The following is a 24639-nucleotide window of genomic DNA, read 5'->3' on the forward strand; positions in this document are numbered from 1 at the left end:
AGCATGAGCAGCCTCAAACTATCGGCCGTGCGTAAGTCCTATGGCCATGTCGAAGTCATCAAGGGTGTGGACCTCGAGATCAAATCCAAGGAATTCGTGGTGTTCGTCGGCCCCTCCGGCTGCGGCAAGTCCACCCTGCTGCGGATGATCGCGGGCCTGGAACACATTACCTCCGGCGATCTCGAAATCGGCGGGACTCGGATGAACGATGTCGATCCATCCAAGCGTGGCATCGCCATGGTGTTCCAGAGCTACGCGCTCTACCCGCACATGACGGTACGCGAGAACATGGGCTTCGCCCTGCGCTTCGCCGGTATCGCCAAGGACCAGATCGCCCGCCAGGTCGGTGAGGCTGCCCGCATCCTGGCGCTGGAGCCCCTGCTGGACCGTCTTCCCAAAGAGTTGTCAGGCGGCCAGCGCCAGCGCGTCGCCATCGGCCGCGCCATCGTGCGCAACCCCGAGGTCTTCCTGTTCGACGAGCCGCTCTCCAATCTTGACGCCGAACTGCGCGTCCACATGCGCATCGAGATCGCGCGCCTGCACAAGGAGCTGCAAACCACAGTCGTCTACGTCACCCACGATCAGGTCGAGGCGATGACGCTGGCCGACACCATCGTCGTGCTGCGCGATGGCGTGATCGAACAGGTCGGCAGCCCGCTCGACCTTTACGACGATCCGGCCAACCAGTTCGTCGCCGGCTTCATCGGCTCGCCCAAAATGAATTTCCTTGCGGCCACCATCGTGGAGAAATCAGCGGGTTCCGTAACCGTCGAGTTACGCAATCATGCGGGCGCTCGCCTCAATCTCCCCGTGGCCGGCGGCTCCGTGGGCGAGGAAGTTGCCCTGGGCGTGCGAGCCGAGCATTTCGGCGAGCCCGGTAGCGGCAATGCCGACATTCGCCTCAATGTCGACGTGGCCGAACATCTGGGTTCCACCAGCTACGTCTACGCCAATGCCGGGGGCGAATCCCTCATCATCGAGCGCGAAGAATCCCGCCACGAAATCGGCCGGGAACACATCACCGTCTCGATCTCCCCCGAGCGGGCCTACCTTTTCGACAGCAAGGGCCAGCGCATCCGCTGACTGCATTCAGGGTGACCTTCCAGGCCGCCCCCATCCGGCGTTCCCTCGGGCTTGACCCGAGGGCCACTCGCCACAGGTGCCGCGCTGATAGAAGCCCTTGGGTCAGGCCCGAGGGAAAGCGCGGTGTGTTGAACAAATCAAACGCCCCATCACACGGGGAATCTCAAGGACCAAACTATGACTGACCAAAAAATCCGCTGGGGCATTATCGGGCCAGGCAGCATCGCCAAGGCTTTCCAGGGCGGCGTCGCCGGCTCGCAGCATGGCGTGCTGGCCGCTATCGCCACCCGCGACCCTAACAAGCCCAACCTTGCCACCGATTTCCCCGGCGCCCGCATCGTTCACGGCTATGACGCCCTGCTCGCAGACCCCGAGATCGACGCCGTCTATATCGCCGTGCCGCACACGGGCCACGCCGAATGGGCGATCAAGGCCGCCGAAGCCGGCAAGCACGTGCTGGTCGAAAAGCCGCTGGCGCTGTCATCCTTCGAAATGGACGCCGTGTTCCACGCTCATCGCAAGGCCGGCACCTTCGCGGGCGAAGCCTTCATGTATCGCCTCCATCCGCAGACAGCCAAACTGGGCGAGTTGATCCGCTCTGGCGCCATCGGCGAAGTGCGGATGATCCAATCGAGCTTCGGCTTCTCCATGGGCAAATTCCAGCCCCAGCATCGCCTGTTCGCCTCCAGCCTTGCCGGCGGCGGCATCCTCGATGTGGGCGGCTATCCCGTTTCCATGGCCCGCTTCATCGCCGGCCAGGCCATGGGCAAGCCCTTTGCCGATCCGGTGAAAGTCGCTGGCACCGCCAAGCTCAATGCCGAAGGCACCGACGACTGGGCCGCAGCGGTCCTCACCTTCGAGAACGGCATCGTCGCGCAGGTCTCCTGTGCCGTGATGGCGAACCTCGATAACGTGTTGCGCATCCACGGCTCCGAAGGCCGCATCGAAGTGCCCGATTTCTGGTTCGCAGGCGGCGACCGCACCAAGGGCGTAGGCCGCATCGACATCATCAAAAAGGGACACACCGAAACGATCAGCGTAGGCGAAGAGCGCCACGTCTATTCCTTCGAGGTCGACGCCGCGGCGCAAGCGATCTTTGCCAAGCGAAACGAGCTGGCCGCACCCGGCATGAGCTGGGCCGACAGCCTGGGCAATGCCCGCGTTCTCGACGCCTGGCGCAAGGATGCCGGCATCGAATACTCGGTCGAAAAATCTTCCGTGCGCGTCAACACACTCGACAATCGCAAGCTCGGACCAAACCAGGGCGTCATCCCGAAGCGCTCCATCCCCGGCCTCGACAAGCAAGCCTCGGCCGTCGCCCTGGGCTTTGAAGATTTCCGCAGCTTCGCTTCGGGCGCGATTCTGCTCGACGCGTACTGGGAGAAGGGCGGCAATATCTTCGACACCGCCTTCGTCTATGGCGCCGGCTATACCGAAAAACTGTTCGGCGAATGGCACACCAATCGGGGCACCCGCGAAGGTTCGGTCCTGATCGGCAAGGGCGCGCATAGCCCACTGGTCTACCCCGACGTGATCGCCAAGCAGCTGACCCAGTCGCTCGACCGGCTCCAGACCGATTATGTCGACGTCTACTTCATGCACCGCGACAATCTCGAAGTGCCCGTGGGCGAGTTCGTCGATGCCATGGACGCCGAGGTGAAGAATGGCCGCGTTCGCGGACCATTCGGTGGCTCGAACTGGACCAAGGAGCGGTTCGACGAAGCCGTCGCTTACGCCGAACGCACCGGCAAGACCAAGCCCATGGCGCTGAGCAACAACTTCGCACTCAGCGAAATGCTGGTGCCGATCTGGGATGGCTGCGTGACTGCGTCCACCGACGACTGGAAGCGATGGCTCAATGACCGCCAGGTCACCAATTTCTCCTGGTCCAGCCAGGGCCGCGGCTTCTTCACCGACCGCGCCGGTCGCGACAAGACCGACAATGAGGAACTGGTCCGCTGCTGGTACAACGACAAGAACTTCGCCCGTCGCGATCGCGCAATCGAACTGGCCCAGAAGCTCGGCTACAGCCCCATCCACGTCGCCCTGGCCTTCGTGCTGGCCCAGCCGTTCCCGTCCATTCCACTGATTGGACCGCGGACGCTTGGGGAGTTGGATGACAGCCTCAAGGCCTTCGAGATCAAGCTGACACCCGAGCAGGTGAAGTGGCTGGATAACGGCTAGGCCGCGGGGCACCTAACCTCCCCCTGCAAGGGGGGAGGAACCGCCGGTGCTTGTGGTAGCCATCTCTGCCAATCCCACCGGTATGAAAGGGCGCCAAACACAATGCTCCCAAAGGCCTCATGGTGAGCCTGTCGAACCACGAGGCCGGGCGAGTGGAGACTTGACTGCCACGCCCTCGTGGTTCGACAAGCTCACCATGAGGTCTACTGATCCGATCCAATCTGCGGCCCCACCGATCGTCACCCTCGGGCTCGACCCGAGGGCTCTATACTTGCCGGCTCCACACCCAAGTGCAGTCCCCTCGGGTCGGGCCCGAGGGTGACGATCCAGAGTGTAGGAACACCGCTCATTCACCGCCAGAGGCACAGGCTACCTCGCCCAACACCCGTGTGTCGCACCACCTCACCCACCCACCGCGTTGTCCACGGCACAAGCGACGAGAGACCCTTGGGCCAAGCCCGAGGGAAGCCCGGTGGGTATGGAAGCACTGGAGGAAATCTCTCCACGATCTCCCCCTTCTCCCCCCACCATCAACCTCCGCTATCCTCCCTTCACCAACCACATCACCCAGCGGGTCGCGCGAACCGGCTAGTGTGGTTGTCAGATGGGGCGGGGATGTTCGTGATCCTCGTAGGCTAGCGGAAGTGTCACCGATGCCTCTGAGAGGCTAGGAACCAGAGTCTGCTTCGTCCAAAAATCCCATCGCAGGTGGCGAGGCTTTGTCTCACACACACTAAACTACCCCGAGGCATTGCCTCGCCACTTGCACGCTGGACAAACCGCACCCGGGGCGGCGCTTTGGCACGAACAGATTTTGCCCGCCGTTCAATAAAGCCGCACAGTTACACTCCTGTCCCTGCTTGCACCTTCCCCGCCCCTGCCCTATCTTGATCGGCGTGGGACGATATATCCCACATTGTTCTCAGGGCGGGGTGTGATTCCCCACCGGCGGTAAGGCGGCAACGCCAAGCCCGCGAGCGCTTCGCGCAAGCGAAGGTCAGCAGATCCGGTGTGATTCCGGAGCCGACGGTATAGTCCGGATGAAAGAGAACGGGATCAGCGCTGGCTTGCCCGCGCCTGCCTTTCTTGGCGGGCGTTTGGCCCGGTGACTTCCCGTAACCCTGAGGAAACTGGTTACGGAAAGGACTTTAGATGAACCAAGTTTCCTCTACCCAAAATGCTCCGGTGCTCGGCGCGCTCTTCATGCTCGGCGCAGGCATCACCTTCGCCATCACCAATATTCTCACCCCCATCATCACCTGGCAGATGGGCGTGCCCTCCACGGCCGTGGTCTTCTGGCAATATGTGATCGCCACGATCATCGCCCTGCCCCTGATCTTCCGCATCGGGCTGGGCGCGCTCAAGACCCGCCATGCCGGCTGGCACGAAGCGCGCGCGTTCCTCTCCGCCCTCGGCGTGCAATTCTTCGCCTTCGGCTTCGCCAGCGGCGTGCCCGTGTGGCAGATGGTGGCGCTGTCCATGACCGGACCGTTTTTCATTCTCACCGGCGCGACGCTGTTCCTGGGTGAAAAACTCACCATCCAGCGCCTGGGCGCCACCACGGTAGGCTTCATCGGCGCGCTGATGGTGATCCAACTGGGCACCGAGCAGTTCACGCTCGCCTCCCTGCTGCCGATCCTTGCGGCGGCGTGCTGGGGCACGGTTTCGGTCATCACCAGATATCTTGCCCGCGACGAAGCGCCGGAATCGCTCACGCTCTATATGCTGGTGCTGATTACCCCCAACCACTTCCTGATCGGGCTGATCCTGGGCATTGCCGTAGCCGTTCTGCCGGCAGGCGTACTGCCTGCGAGCCTTGCCACCGGCTTCGACTTCGTGTTGCCGGGCGGGGACGCACTGTGGCTGATCCTGCTGCTCGGCGCTGTCACAGCCGGCGCGCAATATTTCCTCAGCCTCGCCTACAAGGTGGCCGACGCCACCTATCTACAGCCGTTCGACGACCTGAAATTGCCGCTCAATACGCTGCTCGGCTGGATCGTACTGTCGCAGGTGCCGGCCATCTGGTTCTGGCCGGGCGCCCTGCTGATCCTTGCTGCATCCAGCTTCATCCTGTGGAGCGAGTCGCAGCGGCGGCAGAAACTGACCTACGCCTAGATCACAACCCAGCGTTGCTCGCGGTGGCTTTGCGCCATCGCGTGCACCGCTCGCTCGATGTTGAGCCCGGTTTGGAAGTCGATGACCCGGGCATCCTCGCCGCCGATGCGGCGCAGCAATTCGTGACATTCGATGATCTTGAGATCGTTGAACCCAAGGCCATGTCCGGGCGCCGGAATGAACCGGTCATAGGGCGGGTGCTGGGGTCCTGCGAGGATCGTGCGGAACCCCTGCAGGCTCTGCCGATCGGCCGCGGAATAAATCTGAAGCTCGTTGAAGCGTTCCTGATCGAAAACGATGGTTCCTGCGCTGCCAAAGATCTGCAGCGCCACCCGCCCCTTGCGGCCCCAGGCGGAACGGTTGAGCGCCATAACACCACTTATCCCCTCGCCCAATTCAAAGAGTACACTGGCGATATCGAAGGTTTCGACCGCCCGGCGTGTACCTTCCACCGTCGGACGGTCCGCATAGGGCCTGGAGAGGTTGGCAAAGACTTTGGTGACAGGCCCGAACAGCACCTGCAGCAGGCTCAGGGGGTGGACGCCGAAATCATCGGGTGCGCCATAGCCGGAGCTGGCCTCGCTTTTCCAGTAGAACAGCGCTTCCGGATCGGCCATGAAATCCTCGTCCATCTCGAGGCGGATATGGTTGACCGTGCCGATCGCGCCTTCTTGTAAAAGAGCCTCGATCTGCCGCATGAGCGGGCTCTGGATATAGTTGTAGCCGAGCACCGCCACCTTGCCCGAGGCTTTCGCCGCCGCCGCCATCCGCTCGGCATCGACCAGCGCCACAGCCATCGGCTTTTCGCACCAGACGTGCTTGCCGGCCTCCAGGGCGGCAATGGCCATTTCGGCATGGAAGGCGTTTGGCGTGGTGATCGACACGACCTCTACGTCCGGGTCGGCCACCAGTTCGCGCCAGTCACCCGTCCCTCTCTGGAAGCCAAATTCGTCGGCCTTCCTCTGCGCCAGATCCTGCGTCACCTCGGCAAGCTGCACGAGCCTGGGCCGCGCACAGTCGCCAAATACCGCCTTGACCCCGTTCCAGGCCAGCGCGTGGCACTTGCCCATATAGCCGGTGCCGATCAGGCCAACGCCAATTGATCCATCCATGTCGCTTCTCCTCCCCGATATGGATAGGACATTCATTTCATCGGTGGAATGGACTTTCTGCCGCCACTTGATTGCGACAAGGGATTGAGGATTATGGATTCCCGAATGCGAGAAGAAGCCATGTCCGACGCCACCGCCGCAGAACTGCCCCCGCAGGATTTCGATGCGCTGCGCAGCGCCATCCTCGAGCGCAAGCATGAACTGCCCAAGCGGCTGATGCAGGTGGCGGCCTATGCGCTGGATAATCCCGACGAGATCGCCTTCGGCACGGCGGCAAGCATTGCCCTCTCCGCCAATGTGCAACCGTCCACCCTGGTTCGCTTCGCCCAGCATTTCGGCTTCGACGGATTCTCCGGGCTGCAATTGCTTTTCCGCGCCAGAATGCGGGAGCGCAATTCCTCTTATGAAGATCGTCTGCGCAGCCTTGAGCAGAACGGCGCGGCGCTCGCAGAAAGCACCACGATTTTCAACGGCTTCGTCTCGGCGGCGCACCGATCGCTCGATGCTATCGCCAGCGCCGTAGACCCCGATGGCTTTGAACGTGCAGTTTCTATCCTCGCAGGTGCCGAAACGATCTATCTTGTTGCCAAGCGCCGGTCCTACCCGATCAGCAGCTACATGGCCTACGCCTTTGGCAAGCTGAAGGTGCGGTTCCAACTGGTGGGCACATCGGCTGGTATCGACGACGACATGCTGGCGATGGCGACGCCACGGGACGCCGCCTTTGCCATCAGCTTTTCGCCTTATGCGTCGGAAAGCACGGCGCAGGCACGCTCCATGGCGGCGCGCGGCGTGCCGGTGGTTTCCCTCACCGATTCGGCGTTTTCGCCGCTGGCCGAGTGTTCCGCCGAATGGTTCGAAGTGGTGGAAGCCGACCACGCCGGTTTCCGCTCCCTGTCCGCCAGCATGGCCTTTGCCATGGCCCTGACGGTGAGCATCGCAGAGGCAAGGCGGCGCAAATAACCCCGCTGTGGAATGTATGTTCTACGTTGACGGTGCGCAGAACCTATGTTTCATAACCCCACCAGCCTGCTGGGAATTGTGAAGATCGGCCGGAGAGCCGGGGAGGATCGCGGTGACGATTGCGCAGCCTGAAAACGGGACCAAGACGCTCGACGTGATCACCATCGGCCGGGCCTCCGTTGACCTCTATGGGCAGCAGATCGGCACAAGGCTGGAAGACATCGGCAGCTTCGCCAAATCGGTCGGCGGCTGCCCTACCAATATTGCGGTCGGCACTGCGCGCCTCGGCCTCAAATCAGCGCTGATCACGCGCGTTGGCAACGAGCAGATGGGCCGCTTCATCCGCGAACAACTCCAGCGCGAAGGTGTGGAAACATCAGGCATTGCCACCGACCCCGACCGGCTGACTGCCCTGGTGCTGCTGTCGGTCGAGGCCGAAGGCGTATCGCCGATGATCTTCTATCGCACCGATTGTGCCGACATGGCGCTCTCCGAGGATGACATCGACGAGGCGCTGGTAGCCTCGTCGCGTGCCGTCGTGGTTACCGGTACTCACTTCTCGCGCCCCAACAGCGAAGCTGCGCAAAAGAAAGCCATACGCCTCGCCAAGGCCGCCGGTGCCCGCGTCGCCTTCGATATCGACTACCGGCCAAACCTGTGGGGCCTGGCGGGGCACGACGCCGGCTTCGAGCGCTATGTCGCCTCCGACATCGTCTCGCAGAAATACAAGTCCGTCCTGCCCGATTGCGACCTGATCGTGGGAACCGAGGAAGAAGTGCTGATCGCCTCGGGTGAAGCCGATCTGCTGTCGGCTCTCCGCACCATTCGTTCGCTCTCCCCTGCCACCATCGTGCTCAAGCGCGGTCCGATGGGCTGCATCGTCTATGACGGCGCGGTCCCGGAGAACCTTGAAGACGGCATCGTCGGCAAGGGCTTCCCCATCGAAGTCTACAACGTGCTGGGGGCCGGCGACGCCTTCATGAGTGGCTGGCTGCGTGGCTGGCTCAAGGGTGAACCGCACGCGACGAGCGCCACCTGGGCAAATGCCTGCGGCGCCTTCGCGGTGTCGCGCCTTCTTTGCGCGCCGGAATATCCGAGCTGGATCGAGCTGAACCATTTCCTCGAAAAGGGCAGCCCCGAACGCGCCCTCCGGAAAGACCCCGAGCTGAATCACGTCCATTGGGCCACCAATCGGCGCCAGCAGATACCAAGCCTGATGGCGCTTGCCATCGACCACCGCAGCCAGTTGGAAGATCTGGCGCAGGGCGATGCCAAGGTGCTGGCACGCATCCCGGCGTTCAAGGCGCTGGCCGTCCAAGCCGCCACACGGATCGCCAAAGGGCGTCCGGGGTTCGGCATGTTGCTCGATGACAAATATGGGCGCGACGCCCTATTTGCGGCAGGCGCCGAGAAGGACTTCTGGATCGCCCGCCCAATCGAGCTGCCGGGATCGCGGCCGCTCCAGTTCGAGTTCTCCCAGGATCTGGGGTCGCGTACTATCGACTGGCCGGTGGACCACTGCATCAAGGTGCTGTGCTTCTATCGCCCGGACGATTCCGCCGACCTCAAGCGCACCCAGATCGAAAAGCTGCGCACCGCCTATGACGCTGCCCGCAAGATTGGGCGCGATCTGCTGATCGAGATTATCGCGGGCAAACATGGCGCTGTGAATGACACCACAATCGCCCAGGCGCTGACCGAAATCTATGACGCGGGCATCAAGCCGGATTGGTGGAAGCTCGAAGCGCAAGCCAATGCTGCCGCTTGGGATGCCATCGATCGGGTGATCGAAACGCGTGACCCCTTCTGCCGGGGCGTGGTCCTGCTAGGGCTCGATGCGCCGCTCGATGTGCTGGAAGCCGGCTTTGCGGCGGCCCGCAGCTCGCGTACGGTCAAGGGGTTCGCGGTCGGTCGCACCATCTTTGGCGAAGCCGCCAGGGCATGGTTGGGCGGGACCATGAGCGACGAAGAAGCCGTTGCCGAAATGGCTGGCCGGTTCGGCACGCTGGTCGATATCTGGGAACGATTGGGCAAAACCGAAGCGGCTTAATCCGCGCATCAGCCCACTGAATTTGAGGAACAGGCCAATGAGCCAGAACACCATTCGATTGACCATGGCGCAGGCAGTGGCGCGGTTCCTGACCATGCAGAAGACCGTGATCGACGATGAGGTCGTGCCGATCTTCGGCGGCGTGTTCGCAATTTTTGGCCATGGCAACGTGGCTGGCATCGGCGAGGCACTGCATGGCGTCAAGGATGTGTTGCCGACCTATCGCGGGCAGAACGAGCAGGGCATGGCCCATGCTGCCATCGCCTATGCCAAAGGCAGCTTCCGCCGCCGCTTCATGGCCTGCACAACATCCATCGGCCCTGGTGCGCTCAACATGGTCACCGCCGCGGCGCTCGCCCATGTGAACCGCATACCGGTTCTGCTGCTGCCCGGCGACGTCTTCGCCAACCGCCTGCCCGACCCGGTTCTGCAGCAGGTGGAGAACTTCGGTGACGGTACCGTCTCCGCCAATGATTGCTTCCGCCCGGTCAGCCGCTATTTCGACCGCATGACGCGTCCCGAGCAGATCATCCCGGCCTTGCGCCGCGCCATGCAGGTGCTGACCGACCCCGCCGAATGCGGCCCGGTGACGCTGAGCCTGTGCCAGGACGTACAGGCGGAAGCCTACGACTACCCCGAGAGTTTCTTCGAAGAAAAAATCTGGCACGTTCGCCGCGTCATGCCCGACGCCGACGAGTTTGCCGCTGCGGCGACCGCGTTGCTCCATGCCAAGAAGCCAGTGATCATTGCTGGCGGTGGCGTGCTGTATTCTGAAGCGAGCCCTGCCCTGATCCGCTTCGCCGAGCGCTATGGCGTGCCGGTTATGGAAACCCAGGCAGGCAAATCCAGCCTGCCGCACGACCATCCGCTCAACATGGGTTCGGTCGGCGTTACCGGTTCGTCGGCCTCCAACCTATTGGCCGAGGAAGCGGACGTGGTGCTGGCCGTCGGCACGCGCCTCCAGGATTTCACCACCGGCTCCTGGGCCCTGTTCAAGAACGACGATCTCAAGATCATCGGGCTCAACGTGCAGCCGTTCGACGCCCATAAGCATCAGGCCCTGCCGCTGGTTGCCGATGCAAGAGCCGGACTGGATGCGCTCAACAGTGCTCTTACCGGCTGGCAGGCCGAGCCGGACTGGACCGCCCGGGCAAAGGACGGCAAGGATGAATGGCTGGCGGCTGCCGACCGCGCCACCGCGTCCACCAATGCCGAATTGCCCTCGGACGCACAGGTGATCGGCGCGGTGCAGAGGGCGCGTGAAAACGCCGTTCTGGTGTGCGCCTCGGGTGGCTTGCCCGGCGAGTTGCACAAGCTTTGGAAGGCTGGCGCTCCGGGCAGCTACCATATGGAATATGGTTTTTCGACCATGGGCTACGAAATCGCCGGCGGCCTCGGCGTCAAGTTGGCGCGCCCAGAAGCGGATGTCGTCGTCATGGTTGGAGACGGCAGCTACCTGATGATGAACTCCGAGATCGTGAGTTCGATCATGCTCGGCGCCAAGCTGACCATCGTCCTGCTGGACAATGCAGGTTTTGGCTGCATCAATCGGCTGCAGATGGCCACGGGCGGCGCCAACTTCAACAATCTGTTGAAGGATACCCACCATGTCACGCTGCCAGGAATCGATTTTGCCGCGCATGCCGCGTCCATGGGCGCCATTTCGCGCAAGGTTGGCTCGATTTCCGAACTGGAAACAGCGCTGCAGGAAAGCGAAGGCAACGACCGGACGACCGTGATCGTGATCGATACCGATCCGCTGATTACCACCGACGAGGGTGGGCACTGGTGGGATGTGGCGGTGCCTGAGGTCAGCGAACGGCCGCAGGTGAATGCGGCACGCGAGGCATATGTGCAGGCGCTCAAGGCGCAACAGGCAGGGTGACCCCCCCTCTGCCCGGAGGGGAATGGGTTATCAACAACCGCCATGCGGAAGACGGAGAACGAATTGAAAGCCAAACTCGGCATGTCGCCTATCGCTTGGTGGAACGATGATCTGGTGGAACTGAGCGACGACGTATCGCTCGAGGAATGCCTGCGCCAGTCGCGTTCGGCCGGATTTACCGGCATGGAAAAGGGCCGCCGCTTTCCTGATGATCCCGAAATCATGCTGCCCATCCTCAAGGCAGCGGATGTGACGCTGTGTGGTGGCTGGTTCTCCGGCACGCTGGTGGACGAGGACCTCTCGGCCAACAAGGACCGCATCGCGCCGATGATCAAGCTGTTCAAGGCCGTCAACGCACCCTGCATCGTTTATGGCGAAGTCGGCCGGTCCATTCAGGGCAAGCGCGAGATCCCGCTGGCGCAAAAGCCGAAGCTCTCAGACGATGAAATGAAGGTCTATGCCCGCAAGGTGACCGAGTTCGGCGAATGGTGTGCCGAGCAGGGCATGCCCCTGTCCTATCATCATCATATGGCTGCGGTCGTGGAGACCGAAGCCGAGCTGGATGCTTTCATGCAGCACTCCGGCGAAGGCATTCCGCTCCTGCTCGATGCGGGACACCTGGCCTTTGCAGGCGGCGGCGTCCTGCGCGCCATCGACAATCACCACGCGCGGATCAACCACGTCCACGTCAAGGACATCCGCCGCGCGGTTGTCGATGGGCTGGATCGCACGCGACAATCGTTCCTCGATGCGGTGGCGCTGGGCGCCTTCACGGTTCCGGGCGATGGCTCTCTGGACTTCGGCGCCATCGTGCAGCGGCTGGCCGATCATGGCTATGAAGGCTGGTTCGTGGTGGAAGCCGAGCAGGACCCGAAGGCCAATCCGCCGCTGCGCATGGCACAGGTGGGTCACGCCGAACTTATGCGCGTGATGAACGCCGCAGGCTACACTGTGGAAACGGAAGGCTTCCCCAAGGGGTGAGCTTTCCGTACAAGGCCAGTCTGGCACCAAGGAGGATGGCTGATTGGCTTTGAAGAGCAACGACGCAAACTGGTTCCGGCCCATGTGGCGCCGCGTTTCCATCACAGTGTTTCTGGCCATCTGGCTGGCGTGGGAAGCGCTGTGGAACCAGGACCAGTTCTGGGCTTTCCTGGTGGGCGCGGCCCTGCTCTATTCGCTCTACAACTTCTTTTATGCCTTTCCCAAGGAGGAGCCCAAGAATGGCGAACCAACAGAACCTGCGCCTCCGCCCCCAGGCGAAGACGGGCCTCGTCCATAACGTCACGCCGGCCTCGGCTGGCTGGAGCCATGTTGGCTTCGCCCTGCACAAGCTGAGTGAAGGGGAAGTCACGGGCGGCGAAGCGGGCGCAAACGAGCTTTGCCTCGTGTTGGTCAGCGGCAAGGCGCGCATCTCGGTCGATGGTATCGAGCTAGGGGAAATTGGCGAGCGCATGAGCCCGTTTGAGGGCGCGCCCTGGGCGGTATACGTGCCCATGGGCAGCGAATGGGCTGCCGATGCAACCACGGCGCTGGAGCTTGCAGTGTGCGCGGCTCCCGGTGGGGGCGACTACACGGCGCGGATCATTCCGCCAGGCACCCACCCTCGCCTTAGCCGCGGCAAGGGCGCTAATGTGCGCCACGTCTACAACATCATGCCCGAGGACGATGGCGCGGCCAATTCGCTGCTGGTGGTGGAAGTCATCACCCCGCAGGGCAATACCTCGTCCTATCCGCCGCACAAGCACGACCAGGATAATCTGCCGCACGAAAGCCAGCTGGAAGAGACCTATTTCCACCGCCTCAATCCGCCACAGGGCTTCGCCATGCAGCGTGTCTACACCGATGACCGCAGCCTTGATGAGGCGCTGGTGATCGAAGACGGCGACGTAACGCTGGTGCCGCGAGGATATCATCCCGTCGCGACCACGGCGGGGTATGACCTCTACTATCTCAACGTGATGGCCGGGCCCAAGCGCGTGTGGAAATTCCACAATGCGCCCGAGCATGAGTGGTTGTTGAAGTAGAGACCACGCCCAAGAGACCTCATGGTGAGCTTGTCGAACCACGAGGTCGAGCGAGTGGAGGCCTGGTTCCACGACCTCGTCCTTCGACCGGCTCAGGATGAGGTCTACTGCACGACGGAAATCCGCAGATAGCGTGAAGAAGTCAGGGGCTCAGCGCCCCTGAAATACGCTTTTGTCTGCCAGCCCGCCAGTGATCTCGCTCACCTTCACAGCGCGGCCTTCCTTCACCGACTTCACCGCCGCGTCAGCCAGCGCCAGCGCAATCAGACCATCAAGACCACTTGGGCGCGCCGGTGCCTTGCTCTCCACCGCCTCGATGAACTCACCGATCTCCCGCGCATAAGCTTCGGTGTACCGAGTCATGAAGAAATCATGCAGCGGCGGGCGGATATAGCCTGAGGCATTGGCGACTTCGATCGATACCGGACGCTGATTCTCGGCCGACACAGCCCCTTTGGAGCCGTGCACTTCGATGCGCTGGTCGTAGCCATAGGTGGCGCGGCGCGAGTTCGAAATTGTGGCGTGCTTGCCCGAGGCCGTGGAAAGCATGACCGAAACCGAGTCGTAGTCGCCAGCTTCCCCGATTGCCGGATCGACCAGCACCGATGCCTGCGCGCTGACGGTGTCGATCTCTTCGCCCAGCATGAAGCGGGCCATGTCGAAATCGTGGATGGTCATGTCGCGGAAGATGCCGCCCGAGCGCTTGATGTAGTCCACCGGCGGCGCGCCGGGATCACGGGACACGATGGTCACCATCTCAACGTCGCCGATCTGGCCTTCATCGATGGTCTTGCGCATAGCCATGAAATGCGGATCGAAGCGGCGGTTGAAGCCGACCATCAGGGTGGCGTTCTCAGCGTCGACAACCTTGAGGCAGGCCTTCACCCGCTCGACATCGAGATCGATCGGCTTCTCGCAGAAGATCGCCTTCCCTGCCCGGGAGAACTGCTCGATCAGATCGGCATGGGTATCCGTCGGAGTGCAGATCACAACCGCATCGATGTCGGCGGACCCAAGAATGTTATCCACGGTCCGGATATCGCAGCCATACTGAGCCGCAAGATCACTCGCAGCTTTCTCGAAAGCGTCAGCCACAGCCACCAGCTGGGCCTTTGGATTGGAGGTAATAGCCTTGGCGTGCACCTTGCCGATGCGGCCAGCGCCGAGCAGGCCGAAACGAACGGTCATTTGAGATCTCCGGATGTGGTTTGGTGATGCAACATATGCACCGGCTGAATGTCAATGTGGAACGCTTATTCCACAACAGCTTGTACCGAGCGCGCTATCCGCAGCCGGATCGCTCAGGTTTCCCGCGCGCGCTCCAGGATGCGCTTGCATTCAAGCAGTTCCCGCAGCACCTCGGAGAGCTTGTCCCGCGACTCACGGTCCAGAGCGGGGCTGGCCAACATGACGGCCTCTTCAATTGCCGCCTCGTCGCCAGCCTCTTCTGCCTCTTCGATCATGGGAAGGATGTCTTCGAGCGGCTTGCCCTCGCCTACAGCGATGACGTAGCGGCTGCCCTGATCCTTGAGGATGCGCTGCACCCCCTTGATGGTAAAGCCTTGATCGTAAAGGAGATGTCGGATGCCGCGCAGCAGGAGCACGTCTTCGGGCCGGTAGTATCGCCGGCCGCCACCGCGCTTTAGCGGCTTGATGGTGTTGAATCGGGTCTCCCAGAAGCGGAGCACATGCTGAGGGAGATCAAGCTCCTCGGCAGCTTCTGAAATCGTCCGGAATGCGTCTGGCGACTTGTCCACGGAGGCTGAGACTCGCTGGGATTGCTTATTTTCCAGCGCTAACCATAGATTTGTTGATCTTGGACTTCAACACATTGGACGGTTTGAACACAAGAACCTGCCGCGGCAGGATCGGAACCTCTTCGCCGGTCTTGGGATTGCGCCCGATCCGCTCGTTTTTGGAGCGCACCTGGAACGAGCCAAACGAGGACAGCTTGACGTTGGATCCTTCGATCAGCGCATCGCCGATCAGTTCCAGAACCCGCTCGACAAGCTCTGCCGATTCCGTGCGGGAAAGCCCGACCGTGCCATAGACTGCTTCAGCAAGATCTGCTCGCGTTACCGTCTTCTGCGCCATTCGCACCCCCAAAATGCCCGAAGGATACCCTTCCCGAACCAGCCGCACGGAGCGCGTAGCTGATCGAAATCCATGCCTGCCCATCCACTGCGGATGAGCCGTACGCGGGAAATTCTCCCCCATCCAAAACTGTCCAGAGCAATCGCAAACGCATTATGCCGCAAAGGTCTGGAGCCAGGTCCTCCACCCGAAATCAACACTAACGCCTTGATCCGGCTAAGGTCAATGCGTCCGGGCAGGTTACCAGCGAATGAGCGAAGCGCCCCAGGTGAAGCCGCCGCCCATGGCTTCGAGCATGACCAGGTCGCCTGGCTTGATACGCCCGTCCGCCACCGCTGCGCTGAGCGCCAGAGGCACCGAGGCGGCCGAGGTATTGGCGTGGATATCCACCGTCATCACGACCTTCTCGGGAGGCAGGCCAAGCTTGTTGCCGGCGCCCTCGATGATGCGCTTGTTCGCCTGATGCGGCACGAACCAGTCGAGATCGTCTACCGTGTAGCCAGCCTTGTCGAGCGTGGAATAGACCACGTCCGTGATCTTGCCGACCGCATGGCGGAAAACTTCGGGACCCTGCATATGGACATGGCCCGCCGTGCCGGTGGTGGACGGGCCGCCATCGACATAGAGTTTGTCCCAATGATGACCATCCGAGCGCAGGGCCGAGGCGAGAACCCCCTGCTCCGGCGCATCGTCGGCCAGTTCGACTTTCTCCACAACAACAGCGCCAGCGCCGTCGCCGAACAGCACGCAGGTCGTACGGTCGGTCCAGTCGATGATACGGGAGAAGGTCTCGGCGCCAATGACCAGCGCGCGTGTCGCCAGGCCGTTCTTGATGTAACTGTCGGCAGTGACCAGCGCATAGACAAAGCCCGAGCAAACCGCCTGGATGTCGAACGCCATGCCGTGGTGGATGCCGAGCTTCATCTGCACCAGGGTGGCCGTGGCGGGGAAGGTATAGTCCGGCGTGGTGGTGGCGACGATGATCAGGTCGATATCGTCAGGGCCCACACCAGCGGCATCCATGGCCTTGTTTGCAGCTTCCAGAGCCAGGTCCGAGGTGAACTGACCTTCGGCAGCAATGTGGCGCTGCTTGATGCCAACGCGCTGCTGAATCCACTCGTCGGAGGTCTCCACCATGGTGGCCAGTTCGGCGTTGGTCAGCACCTTTTCGGGCAGATAACCACCGACGCCGCGGATGATTGAACGCGTCTTTGTCACGCCGGTTTCGCCTCAGTTTGAGATTCTGGAAGTGGCGTTACCGCCTTGATTGGAAAACGCTTCATGGTTTCGCCGATCTTGTCGATCAATCGGCTATGCGCCATTTCATACGAAAGGTTCAAGGCGCTTTTATAGCCGACCTCGTCAGTGCCGCCGTGCGACTTGATCACAATGCCATTGAGCCCCATGAAGACGCCGCCATTGACAGTGCGGGGGTCCATGCGGCGCTGCAACGTCTTGAGCGCAGACATGGCGAACAGCGCGCCGATACGGCTCATCAGGTTGGCCTTGAGCGCATTGGAAAGATATTTGCCGACCTGCCGGGCCGTGCCTTCGGCGGTCTTGAGCGCGATATTGCCGACGAAGCCTTCGGTGACTACCACATCGACAGTGCCCTTGCCGATATCGTCGCCTTCAACGAACCCGTGGTAAACAAAGCCCGAGCCGGTCGCCTCGGTCAGGATGCGGCCTGCTTCCCTGATCGATTCGAGCCCCTTGACCTCTTCCGTGCCGACATTGAGCAGCCCAACAGTGGGTGCATCATGCCCGAAGAGGCAGCGCGCCAGCGCCGAGCCGAGAATGGCGTAATCAACCAGTTGCTGTGCATCGGCGCCGATCGTAGCGCCCATGTCGAGCACGACGATATCGCTGCGCAGGGTCGGCCAGATGGCAGCGATCCCCGGCCGGGCAATACCCTCCATGGGGCGCAGGCAAAAGGTAGCCATGGCCATCAGCGCGCCCGTATTACCGCCGGACACCGCAACATCGGCATCGCCGTCCTTGACGGCCTGGATGGCCATCCACATGGAGGATGTACCACGGCCCTTGCGCAGCGCCTGGCTGGGCTTCTCATCCATGGCGATAACTGTTTCGCAATGGCGAACGGTGGATACGCGCTTGAGGTCGGAGAATTCCTCCAGCAGCGGCGCTATCTGCTCTTCGCGGCCATGAAAGACAAAGCGGGTATTGGAGTGCTCTTTCAGAGCCAGATGGGCCCCGTGAATGACCGCGCGCGGAGCATTGTCGCCACCCATGGCATCCACTGATATCGTTATCGTATCGGTCATTTCAGCCCGTTCTTTACCCTGTGCAAGGGTGAACGCAAACATATCCCATGCCGGAGTCGGTGTAACCCCCGGCTATTGCGATGCAATGCGCCTGTGTAGCGTTGGCCCAGCGCAATGGCACCGGGATTGGTAGATATTGTGGCGGTCAAGCGTCGGGGTCGTTTTCTGGCTTGAGCTTGGCCAAGGCCGCGAAAGGGCTGCTCTCTTTCGGGCCAGTGTCCAGAGCCAGGCTTTCCACACTTTCGCCCGGCAGCCGTGGATAAGGATCGATTGCCAGCGCAAGCGTCTCGGTCAGCAAGGCACTCAGATCGACTTCTGGCCCATCGATATGATCCGGAAAATCATCATCTTCGAGATCGACGAAAATCTCGGAGCCCGGCGTAGGCTTGTGTGCGCTCGGCTCGGGCAGAAAAACGCGATCCACCGGCTCATCGAGCTCCTGTGTCACCGGCTCGAAGCTCACCACCGATGGCTGCACGATACGGGCAAGCAAGCGCCCTTGAGCGCGCAGGCCGCCACGAAGCGGCGCCACCACAAGGCTGGCCTCGAAACGCTCGACTGCGCTAATTTTGAGGGCCTCAGCCAGAGCCTCGCGCGTCGCCTCATCCAGCGACACGTTAAGCTCGCGGCCAGTCGCCGGCAGGCGATCAATCCGGACAATTGCATCGAACAAGGGCGCGGCTGTGGTGTTCACTGGGCATCCTCGAAATTGATGACGCCGCCAGCGATTTCGCTGACGGATCTTGAAGCAAGTGCACGATCCTTGGTAACAAGGTAGTCGGCAAGTGCTGCCACATGGGGGCCAGTGGCACCATCAAAGATATTGCGGGAAAGCACGGCTTCAAGGGCCAGCTTGTCATTGCCGTCCATGGCTTCGTTCAAAGCCGCCAGCAAGCCGAAGAAGATGTTGCCCATCTTCTGGATCTTCTTGGGGACGCCAAGGTCGCCCACACCCATTTCCCGCAAGGAACGGTCCATGTCTTTGAAGAACAGGTCGAACACCGCCTGGCTAAATTCCTTCTGAGGACCGGATTCGCTGCGCAACCTGCGGAAAAGTAACGCCATGTGAAGGCTGATCATGTCAAATCGGCCAGTAACAGTATCTGGCACCAGCCATTCCGCATAGAAAACCGGCTGCCGGGATTGCGCCACAATAGCGCTATAGACGGCCAAAACCGGTTCGGTCGCTGTGTTCTTGCGGAACAGGTTGAAGATCATGGGGTTGCGCTCAGCTCTATGATTGGCCTGACAGGCGGGCAAAACGACTCGCCGAACCAATGCAGCTTGCCAGACAGACATGTTGGCAGCTAAACATTCCGCGCCCGCAAGGGCCGCCGCTTTGTTGTCGTGCCTATAGTCGCAAGCCATCGGGAAAGTCAAATTCATGCTCCTGCGCAACGTATCCGGTTCTGTCGCACCGCTCGCAGCCGCTGCCTTGCTGGCTCTGGTAGTTGCGGGTTGTACCAGCAGCACCTCGCTGGTGACGGCGCGTACCCAGGGTTATGAGATTTCCGATAGCGCGATGGCGCAGATTCGCCCGGGTCAGAGCCAGCAACTCGTCACCCTGGTGCTTGGATCGCCCCAGACCACGAACACCTTCGGCGACCAGACCGCCTGGTACTACGTGGAAACGAAAGTCCGCCAAACGTCTTTCGGCATGACCATGGTTGATTCCCGCACCGTGCTGGCCGTGTACTTCGACAAGAACAAGAAGGTCGTGGATAAGGCCGTTTACGGCCTGCAGGACGGCAAGACGATTGCGATCGAAACGCGCCGCACACCGTCCTTCGGCGAGGACCGCACGTTCGTCGATCAGATTTTGCAATCGTTCTGATCTGGAGCGACGAGCGCCGAACGGCGCTGTCGGGATCGTATGCTCACAACAAAAAGCCCCGGATAGACCGGGGCTTTTCTTTTAGGCTCTAGCCCAAGCGGCTACTTGGTCTCTTCCAGATTCGTTCCCGCCTCACGCGCGATTGCATCGAGCGAGGCGTTCACCAAGCCCGTCGCGTCATCCTCGTAGAACGCCTTGGCGATGTCGACATATTCGGTGATGACGACGCGCGGGGGAATGTCCTTGCGGCGGAGCAGTTCGAAGGCCGCAGCGCGCAGGATAGCGCGGAGCGTCGCGTCGACGCGCTCGACCGGCCAGCCTTCGGCAAGGGCGCGATCAACCGCGGGGTCGATGGCAAGCTGGTGCTTGGTTACACCGGTGACGATCTGGCGGAAGAAATCGGCATCGGCGGGCAGATACTGCTCCCCTTCGATCTCGCGGCCGAGATGGAAGCTGCCGAACTGGGCCAGCGTATCCTCGAGCGTCGCACGGCCGATATCCATCTGATAAAGCGCCTGTACGGCCGCCAGCCTTGCGGCGCCGCGCTGGTTGGCGGGACGGTCGGCCTGTGGATTACGTTTGGGGGCGTCAGCCATTGTCGTCACTCTATTGAGCCGAGGCACGGGGACCATGGGCGGCAAAAGCCAACCCCTTAGTCGGGTCGGGAGCGAACATCAACACATTAGCGCTGATGGTTGCCATGCGTGCCGATGTTAGTCCTTGTCGCGCAGCGATCCCTGCCCTTCCGCCAGCGCCGCTAGGAAATTGCGGAAGTCATCTGCGGCAGAGAAGTTCTTGTAGACCGAAGCAAACCGGACAAAGGCCACGTCGTCGAGACTCTTGAGGCCATCCATCACGTATTCCCCGATCTGGTCGGAGGTAACTTCAACGTCACCCTGGCTTTCCAGTTGCCGGACGATGCCTGAAATCATGCGTTCGATGCGGTCGGCTTCGACCGAGCGCTTGCGCAGCGCCGTATAGACCGAGCGCGCAAGCTTCTCGCGATCGAACGGAACCTTGCGGCCGCTCTTCTTCACCACCGTAAGCTCGCGCAACTGCACCCGCTCGAAGGTCGTGAAGCGGCCACCGCATCCATTGCAGACGCGGCGGCGGCGGATGGCGCCCGAATCTTCGGTCGGGCGGCTGTCCTTGACCTGCGTATCGTCGTTGCCGCAATAGGGACAGCGCATGAGACGTCCTTATTGGCCGTAGATCGGGAAGCGGTCGGTGAGCGTTTTCACCTTCTCGCGAACCTGGGCCTCGACGGCCGCATTGTTCTCTTCGCCGTTTGCCTTCAGACCATCGAGCACTTCGATGATCAGTTCACCTACCAGCTGGAACTCAGCCTCGGCAAAGCCGCGCGAAGTGCCAGCGGGCGTGCCAAGGCGCACACCGGAGGTGATGGCGGGCCTTTCCGGATCGAAGGGCACCGCGTTCTTATTGCACGTAATATGCGCGCGACCGAGAGCGGCTTCCGTCGCCTTGCCAGTCAGCCCCTTCGGACGCAGATCGACCAGCATCAGGTGATTATCCGTGCCACCGGTGACGATATCCACACCGCCCTTGACCAGGGTCTCGGCCAGGATCTTGGCGTTGGCGACGACCTGACGGGCGTAGGATTTGAACTCGGGCTGCAGAGCTTCCTTGAAGGCCACGGCCTTGGCGGCGATGACGTGCATCAGGGGGCCGCCCTGGATGCCGGGGAAGATCGCCGAATTGATCTTCTTGGCGATGTCCTCGTCATTGGTGAGGATCAGGCCGCCACGTGGTCCACGCAGGGTCTTGTGCGTGGTGGTGGTTGCAACATGGGCGTGGGGGAACGGGCTGGGATAGACCCCGCCAGCGACGAGGCCCGCCACATGAGCCATGTCGACAAAGAGAATCGCCCCGACCTCGTCGGCAATGGCGCGGAACTCCGCCCAGTCCATAACGCGCGAATAGGCCGAGAAACCGGCAACCAGCATCTTGGGCTTGTGCTCATGGGCAAGGCTGCGCACCTGGTCCATGTCGACACGGCCGTCCTGCTTGCGCACGCCATACTGGATGGCGTTGAACCACTTGCCCGATTGGTTCGGCTTGGCGCCATGCGTCAGGTGCCCGCCGGCGTCCAGCGACATGCCCAGAATGGTATCGCCCGGCTGGATCAGCGCCTGGTAGACGCCCTGGTTGGCCTGCGAGCCCGAGTTGGGCTGCACATTGGCAAAGCCGACGCCGAACAATTGCTTGGCGCGCTCGATGGCGAGCGTTTCGGCAACGTCGACATACTGGCAGCCGCCGTAGTAGCGCCGGCCGGGATAACCCTCGGCGTACTTATTGGTAAGAACGGACCCCTGCGCTTCCAGAACAGCCTGGGACACGATGTTTTCGGACGCGATCAGTTCGATTTCGCCCTGCTGGCGACCCAGTTCATCGCGAATGGCGGCAGCCAATTCCGGATCGGTCTCACCGACGGAATTGGTGAAGAACCTGGGAAACAGCGGAAGGGATGTGGCTGCGCTCATGGGGCGTTCTCCGGGCAGTCCCAACATCTTGTGTCGGGAGGATGATATGGGCGCAGCCTCTAGCACAAAGACGAGCAGCAATCCAAGCGCTGGTGTGCTACAGATGCGCGCGGGGAAAGCAACCAGACAGCTGAATCCGCATTATCTGAGCAGAGACCGGATTTTCTGGCCGCGGGGCGGCATTGGAGAGTTAGAATGAGCAAGAGAGCACAAGGAATTACCGCGGCCGTCATCACCGGCCTGATGGCAATTACCAGCGTCATGCCGGTACAAGCCCAGATCCTGGCGCCAAAGGGCGGCAGCAGCGCTGATCGAGATCGTGTGGTGCAGACCTATTGCCAGCGCAATTCTCGCGACCGTGACTGTCGCGACTTCCGCCGTGGCCGTTGGAACGACAATGACTACCACCGGTTCTATCGCCGCAACCGCGGCGGTCTGGACAGTATCTCTTCGGGTCTGCTCGGGTTCACCTTCGGCGCCATCGTCGGCGGCGCTATCGCGAACCAGAACAATAACAACTATGGCGGCGACCGGGTCATTGGCCGCGACTACGACCGTGGCTACAGTAGCCATGTTGAAGCCTGCTATGCCCGCTATCGGTCCTATGACGAGCGTACCGATACCTTCTTGGGTTATGACGGATACCGTCACCGCTGCAACCTCTAGCAGCAGCCTAAGCCCAGTTTAAAACAAACGCCGCTCAGCCTCCGGTTGTGCGGCGCTTAGCTTTTTGCGCAACTTGGCCAAGGCAAGTTGCTGCATCTGCGTCTTGCTGGCATTCACCGGAGTGATCACGATCACCTCAGTGCCCGAGTTCGTGTCTATCGCAGCAACCCGCATCTGCTGCCCCATCTGCACAAATTCGAACAGAACCTCACCATTGGCCATGATGCCCTCCCCTCGTCCACAGTGAATGATTCCAGCCCGAAATGCGAACGCCCTCCGGTGGGAGGGCGTTGAACGGGCCATTTGGATGAAATCAGGCGTCGGCGAAGGCAACCTTGCCTTGGGCATCGAACTGATAAACGTCATCGCGGAAGCTGACGGTGCCCTGGCGGTTGGCCCAGGCCGTGATGTACGTAGTGTGGATCGGCACCCGTGCCTTGCACTCGACATCCAGGCGCTGGAGCGACTCGAAGGTCGCGTCGACCTTGGTCTGGTCCCAATCGCCATTGTCACGCAGCAGCCAGGCAACGAGTTGGTTCACGCCTTCGACGCGCACGCAACCCGAAGAGTGGAAACGGGCGTTCTCGTCAAACAGCGCCTTTGAGGGCGTATCGTGCAGGTAGCAGTCGTAGGGGTTATAGAAATTGATCTTGCAATGGCCCATGGAGTTGGCCGCGCCGGGTTCCTGGCGATACATGTAGTTGATCGCGTTGCCGAGATTGTCCCAGTTGATGCTTGAAGGCGAGACTTCCTGACCGCCGCCGTCATAGATGTGGATATTCTGTTCGGCGAGGTAGTTCGGATTTTCTTTCATGTACTTGGTGAGGTCGCGTTCCACCAAGGACTTCGGCACGTGCCAGTACGGGTTGAAATTGATCTGGCTGACCTTGCTCGCCATGATCGGGGTCGCACGATCGACGCGGCCCACCACGGCGGTGTGGCGCTGTTCAACCATGCCGTCATTGACCGCTTCAATGGTGGCAGCGGGGATATTCACCACCACGTAGCGCGGGCTGAGGTTGGCGGCCATGTTCTGCACGCGCGTGAAGTTCAGATAAAGCTGCTGCAGCCGCTGCTGCGCCGGCACGTTCATGGCGTACCAGGTTGCCTCGTCGATCTGGCCGTTCAGGATCAGGCCATGGCGGGCCTGGAATGTGCGGACACCACGGTCCGTATCGGCGTCAAACACATCGTTGACATTTTCGACCAGGGGCATGTCACCCGAGGAGATCAGCCGGCGCTTGAGCTGAATGACCGCCGGGCGACTCGCGGCAAGTTTCAGGCCGTAGGCCTCTTGCGGAATTTCTTCCCAGCCGCCGTTCGCCACGAAAGGCTCGTACTGCGAAATGGCCAGCTGCAGATTGTAGACCGTATCGAAGGACAGGATCGGCTCATTGGTGGCGACCAGCGCTTCGGCTGCCATGGTGTTGCCGCCCTGATCGGCCTCGCGCAACACGCGGTTGTGCGAGAACATATCGAATATGGACTGGCTTTCCTGCGCCCGAAGGGCGGTTGGCAGCGCCATCGTGGCGCCAGCAAGAGCCGTGTACCGGAGAAGAGAACGTCGATTCAGCCGCATTAATTCACCCGAAATTCGCCAATAGAGCAGAGCCGGTTTTTACCATCGCGTCCGGCAGCTCACAACGCGCTCAAGCGCAAGTGAGATTGTTCAGACTTTGGGAACCATGAGTACAAGGGAAATGGTTTCTACCTCGTAACGACGGCAATCACTTTAGTTTGCGGCAGAAATGCGAACGTCGTTCATTGGCTAAAGAATGTGGCCAGTCACTGTTGCGGGTCTACAACAAACGACAAGGGGCGCCGAAGCGCCCCGAAACCGATA

At 61.4% G+C, this 24639-nt stretch carries 24 protein-coding genes and 1 riboswitch; of the genes, 11 read left to right on the top strand and 13 right to left on the bottom strand.

What is annotated here, in order from left to right; translation table 11 throughout:
- Nucleotides 1-3 precede the first annotated feature (3 nt).
- The 3 genes from C8264_RS06220 (at nucleotide 4) to C8264_RS06230 (ending at nucleotide 5382) form a co-directional block, all read left to right on the top strand.
- A complete protein-coding gene (locus tag C8264_RS06220; protein ID WP_108460112.1) occupies nucleotides 4-1083 on the top strand; it encodes an ABC transporter ATP-binding protein in 1080 nt (359 codons plus the stop codon).
- A gap of 177 nt (nucleotides 1084-1260) precedes the next feature.
- Nucleotides 1261-3267, top strand: a complete 2007-nt coding sequence (locus tag C8264_RS06225) for an aldo/keto reductase (protein WP_108460113.1) — start codon at nucleotides 1261-1263, stop codon at nucleotides 3265-3267.
- 914 nt (nucleotides 3268-4181) lie between these two features.
- Nucleotides 4182-4323, top strand: a riboswitch (FMN riboswitch).
- 96 nt (nucleotides 4324-4419) lie between these two features.
- Nucleotides 4420-5382 carry a DMT family transporter gene (locus tag C8264_RS06230; protein ID WP_108460114.1) on the top strand — a complete coding sequence of 321 codons (963 nt, stop codon included), beginning with the start codon at nucleotides 4420-4422 and terminating at the stop codon, nucleotides 5380-5382.
- Here the strand turns inward: C8264_RS06230 and C8264_RS06235 are convergent.
- A complete protein-coding gene (locus C8264_RS06235) occupies nucleotides 5379-6494 on the bottom strand; it encodes a Gfo/Idh/MocA family protein (protein ID WP_108460115.1) in 1116 nt (371 codons plus the stop codon). The two genes, C8264_RS06230 and C8264_RS06235, sit on opposite strands and share 4 nt — an antisense overlap.
- Before the next feature lie 120 nt (nucleotides 6495-6614).
- Between C8264_RS06235 and C8264_RS06240 the strand changes: the two genes are divergently transcribed.
- The 6 genes from C8264_RS06240 (at nucleotide 6615) to iolB (ending at nucleotide 13416) form a co-directional block, all read left to right on the top strand.
- Complete coding sequence (locus C8264_RS06240) at nucleotides 6615-7457, top strand: MurR/RpiR family transcriptional regulator (RefSeq protein WP_108460304.1); 843 nt, start codon at nucleotides 6615-6617, stop codon at nucleotides 7455-7457.
- A 118-nt stretch (nucleotides 7458-7575) separates the two neighbouring features.
- Entirely contained in the window at nucleotides 7576-9507 is a 1932-nt protein-coding gene (locus C8264_RS06245; protein WP_162783500.1) for a bifunctional 5-dehydro-2-deoxygluconokinase/5-dehydro-2-deoxyphosphogluconate aldolase, read from the top strand.
- Nucleotides 9508-9544: 37 nt separating this feature from the next.
- Nucleotides 9545-11392, top strand: coding sequence for a 3D-(3,5/4)-trihydroxycyclohexane-1,2-dione acylhydrolase (decyclizing) (gene iolD / locus C8264_RS06250; RefSeq protein WP_108460117.1), 1848 nt, complete (start codon nucleotides 9545-9547; stop codon nucleotides 11390-11392).
- A gap of 63 nt (nucleotides 11393-11455) precedes the next feature.
- Nucleotides 11456-12373, top strand: coding sequence for a myo-inosose-2 dehydratase (iolE, locus tag C8264_RS06255; protein ID WP_108460305.1), 918 nt, complete (start codon nucleotides 11456-11458; stop codon nucleotides 12371-12373).
- A gap of 43 nt (nucleotides 12374-12416) precedes the next feature.
- Nucleotides 12417-12671: a hypothetical protein gene (locus C8264_RS06260; RefSeq protein WP_108460118.1), complete on the top strand. Its 255-nt coding sequence runs from the start codon at nucleotides 12417-12419 to the stop codon at nucleotides 12669-12671.
- The gene (gene iolB / locus C8264_RS06265; protein WP_108460119.1) at nucleotides 12613-13416 is read left to right on the top strand and encodes a 5-deoxy-glucuronate isomerase; all 804 of its coding nucleotides are present in this window, start codon (nucleotides 12613-12615) and stop codon (nucleotides 13414-13416) included. Before C8264_RS06260 ends, iolB begins: the two co-directional genes overlap by 59 nt.
- A 150-nt stretch (nucleotides 13417-13566) precedes the next feature.
- On the opposite strand, the gene iolG is transcribed toward iolB, so the two are convergent.
- The 7 genes from iolG to C8264_RS06300 all read right to left on the bottom strand — a co-directional run bounded on the left by iolG (nucleotide 13567) and on the right by C8264_RS06300 (nucleotide 19181).
- The gene (gene iolG / locus C8264_RS06270; protein WP_108460120.1) at nucleotides 13567-14604 is read right to left on the bottom strand and encodes an inositol 2-dehydrogenase; all 1038 of its coding nucleotides are present in this window, start codon (nucleotides 14602-14604) and stop codon (nucleotides 13567-13569) included.
- A gap of 113 nt (nucleotides 14605-14717) precedes the next feature.
- On the bottom strand, nucleotides 14718-15173 hold the full coding sequence (locus C8264_RS06275; RefSeq protein ID WP_108460121.1) for a MerR family transcriptional regulator: 456 nt from the start codon (nucleotides 15171-15173) through the stop codon (nucleotides 14718-14720).
- A gap of 25 nt (nucleotides 15174-15198) precedes the next feature.
- Nucleotides 15199-15510 carry an integration host factor subunit alpha gene (locus C8264_RS06280; RefSeq protein WP_108460122.1) on the bottom strand — a complete coding sequence of 104 codons (312 nt, stop codon included), beginning with the start codon at nucleotides 15508-15510 and terminating at the stop codon, nucleotides 15199-15201.
- Nucleotides 15511-15750: 240 nt separating this feature from the next.
- Entirely contained in the window at nucleotides 15751-16728 is a 978-nt protein-coding gene (locus C8264_RS06285) for a beta-ketoacyl-ACP synthase III (RefSeq protein WP_108460123.1), read from the bottom strand.
- Nucleotides 16725-17795 (bottom strand): phosphate acyltransferase PlsX, encoded by a 1071-nt coding sequence (gene plsX, locus C8264_RS06290; protein ID WP_108460306.1) that lies wholly within the window; start codon nucleotides 17793-17795, stop codon nucleotides 16725-16727. Before plsX ends, C8264_RS06285 begins: the two co-directional genes overlap by 4 nt.
- 145 nt (nucleotides 17796-17940) lie before the next feature.
- Nucleotides 17941-18489 carry a YceD family protein gene (locus C8264_RS06295; RefSeq protein WP_162783487.1) on the bottom strand — a complete coding sequence of 183 codons (549 nt, stop codon included), beginning with the start codon at nucleotides 18487-18489 and terminating at the stop codon, nucleotides 17941-17943.
- The gene (locus C8264_RS06300; RefSeq protein WP_245892959.1) at nucleotides 18486-19181 is read right to left on the bottom strand and encodes a ubiquinol-cytochrome C chaperone family protein; all 696 of its coding nucleotides are present in this window, start codon (nucleotides 19179-19181) and stop codon (nucleotides 18486-18488) included. Before C8264_RS06300 ends, C8264_RS06295 begins: the two co-directional genes overlap by 4 nt.
- On the opposite strand from C8264_RS06300, the gene C8264_RS06305 reads away from it, so the two are divergent.
- Nucleotides 19180-19629: an outer membrane protein assembly factor BamE gene (locus C8264_RS06305; RefSeq protein WP_108460126.1), complete on the top strand. Its 450-nt coding sequence runs from the start codon at nucleotides 19180-19182 to the stop codon at nucleotides 19627-19629. The two genes, C8264_RS06300 and C8264_RS06305, sit on opposite strands and share 2 nt — an antisense overlap.
- A 101-nt stretch (nucleotides 19630-19730) precedes the next feature.
- Here the strand turns inward: C8264_RS06305 and nusB are convergent, their stop codons facing one another.
- The 3 genes from nusB to glyA all read right to left on the bottom strand — a co-directional run bounded on the left by nusB (nucleotide 19731) and on the right by glyA (nucleotide 22130).
- Nucleotides 19731-20225 carry a transcription antitermination factor NusB gene (gene nusB / locus C8264_RS06310; protein WP_108460127.1) on the bottom strand — a complete coding sequence of 165 codons (495 nt, stop codon included), beginning with the start codon at nucleotides 20223-20225 and terminating at the stop codon, nucleotides 19731-19733.
- A 117-nt stretch (nucleotides 20226-20342) separates the two neighbouring features.
- Nucleotides 20343-20819 (bottom strand): transcriptional regulator NrdR, encoded by a 477-nt coding sequence (gene nrdR / locus C8264_RS06315; RefSeq protein WP_108460128.1) that lies wholly within the window; start codon nucleotides 20817-20819, stop codon nucleotides 20343-20345.
- Nucleotides 20820-20828: 9 nt separating this feature from the next.
- Nucleotides 20829-22130: a serine hydroxymethyltransferase gene (gene glyA, locus C8264_RS06320; RefSeq protein ID WP_108460129.1), complete on the bottom strand. Its 1302-nt coding sequence runs from the start codon at nucleotides 22128-22130 to the stop codon at nucleotides 20829-20831.
- A 195-nt stretch (nucleotides 22131-22325) separates the two neighbouring features.
- Between glyA and C8264_RS22475 the strand changes: the two genes are divergently transcribed.
- Complete coding sequence (locus tag C8264_RS22475) at nucleotides 22326-22796, top strand: BA14K family protein (protein WP_245892960.1); 471 nt, start codon at nucleotides 22326-22328, stop codon at nucleotides 22794-22796.
- An 18-nt stretch (nucleotides 22797-22814) separates the two neighbouring features.
- On the opposite strand, the gene C8264_RS06330 is transcribed toward C8264_RS22475, so the two are convergent.
- Both C8264_RS06330 and C8264_RS06335 read right to left on the bottom strand, forming a co-directional pair.
- Nucleotides 22815-23018 carry a DUF6898 family protein gene (locus C8264_RS06330; protein ID WP_108460130.1) on the bottom strand — a complete coding sequence of 68 codons (204 nt, stop codon included), beginning with the start codon at nucleotides 23016-23018 and terminating at the stop codon, nucleotides 22815-22817.
- A gap of 91 nt (nucleotides 23019-23109) precedes the next feature.
- Complete coding sequence (locus C8264_RS06335) at nucleotides 23110-24321, bottom strand: L,D-transpeptidase family protein (RefSeq protein WP_162783488.1); 1212 nt, start codon at nucleotides 24319-24321, stop codon at nucleotides 23110-23112.
- Between the last annotated feature and the right edge of the window lie 318 nt (nucleotides 24322-24639).

This window comes from Devosia naphthalenivorans, from assembly GCF_003056355.1.
Classification (GTDB): domain Bacteria; phylum Pseudomonadota; class Alphaproteobacteria; order Rhizobiales; family Devosiaceae; genus Devosia; species Devosia naphthalenivorans.

Excerpts from the sequence above, each read along its gene's own strand:
- C8264_RS06220 (WP_108460112.1), top strand. The coding sequence starts at position 4 with ATGAGCAGCCTCAAACTATCGGCCGTGCGTAAGTCCTATGGCCATGTC.
- C8264_RS06225 (WP_108460113.1), top strand. The coding sequence starts at position 1,261 with ATGACTGACCAAAAAATCCGCTGGGGCATTATCGGGCCAGGCAGCATC.
- C8264_RS06230 (WP_108460114.1), top strand. The coding sequence starts at position 4,420 with ATGAACCAAGTTTCCTCTACCCAAAATGCTCCGGTGCTCGGCGCGCTC.
- C8264_RS06235 (WP_108460115.1), bottom strand. The coding sequence starts at position 6,494 with ATGGATGGATCAATTGGCGTTGGCCTGATCGGCACCGGCTATATGGGC.
- C8264_RS06240 (WP_108460304.1), top strand. The coding sequence starts at position 6,615 with ATGTCCGACGCCACCGCCGCAGAACTGCCCCCGCAGGATTTCGATGCG.
- iolD (WP_108460117.1), top strand. The coding sequence starts at position 9,545 with ATGAGCCAGAACACCATTCGATTGACCATGGCGCAGGCAGTGGCGCGG.
- iolB (WP_108460119.1), top strand. The coding sequence starts at position 12,613 with ATGGCGAACCAACAGAACCTGCGCCTCCGCCCCCAGGCGAAGACGGGC.
- iolG (WP_108460120.1), bottom strand. The coding sequence starts at position 14,604 with ATGACCGTTCGTTTCGGCCTGCTCGGCGCTGGCCGCATCGGCAAGGTG.
- C8264_RS06280 (WP_108460122.1), bottom strand. The coding sequence starts at position 15,510 with ATGGCGCAGAAGACGGTAACGCGAGCAGATCTTGCTGAAGCAGTCTAT.
- plsX (WP_108460306.1), bottom strand. The coding sequence starts at position 17,795 with ATGACCGATACGATAACGATATCAGTGGATGCCATGGGTGGCGACAAT.
- C8264_RS06305 (WP_108460126.1), top strand. The coding sequence starts at position 19,180 with ATGCTCCTGCGCAACGTATCCGGTTCTGTCGCACCGCTCGCAGCCGCT.
- C8264_RS06300 (WP_245892959.1), bottom strand. The coding sequence starts at position 19,181 with ATGAATTTGACTTTCCCGATGGCTTGCGACTATAGGCACGACAACAAA.
- nusB (WP_108460127.1), bottom strand. The coding sequence starts at position 20,225 with ATGGCTGACGCCCCCAAACGTAATCCACAGGCCGACCGTCCCGCCAAC.
- nrdR (WP_108460128.1), bottom strand. The coding sequence starts at position 20,819 with ATGCGCTGTCCCTATTGCGGCAACGACGATACGCAGGTCAAGGACAGC.
- glyA (WP_108460129.1), bottom strand. The coding sequence starts at position 22,130 with ATGAGCGCAGCCACATCCCTTCCGCTGTTTCCCAGGTTCTTCACCAAT.
- C8264_RS22475 (WP_245892960.1), top strand. The coding sequence starts at position 22,326 with ATGAGCAAGAGAGCACAAGGAATTACCGCGGCCGTCATCACCGGCCTG.
- C8264_RS06330 (WP_108460130.1), bottom strand. The coding sequence starts at position 23,018 with ATGGCCAATGGTGAGGTTCTGTTCGAATTTGTGCAGATGGGGCAGCAG.
- C8264_RS06335 (WP_162783488.1), bottom strand. The coding sequence starts at position 24,321 with ATGGCGCTGCCAACCGCCCTTCGGGCGCAGGAAAGCCAGTCCATATTC.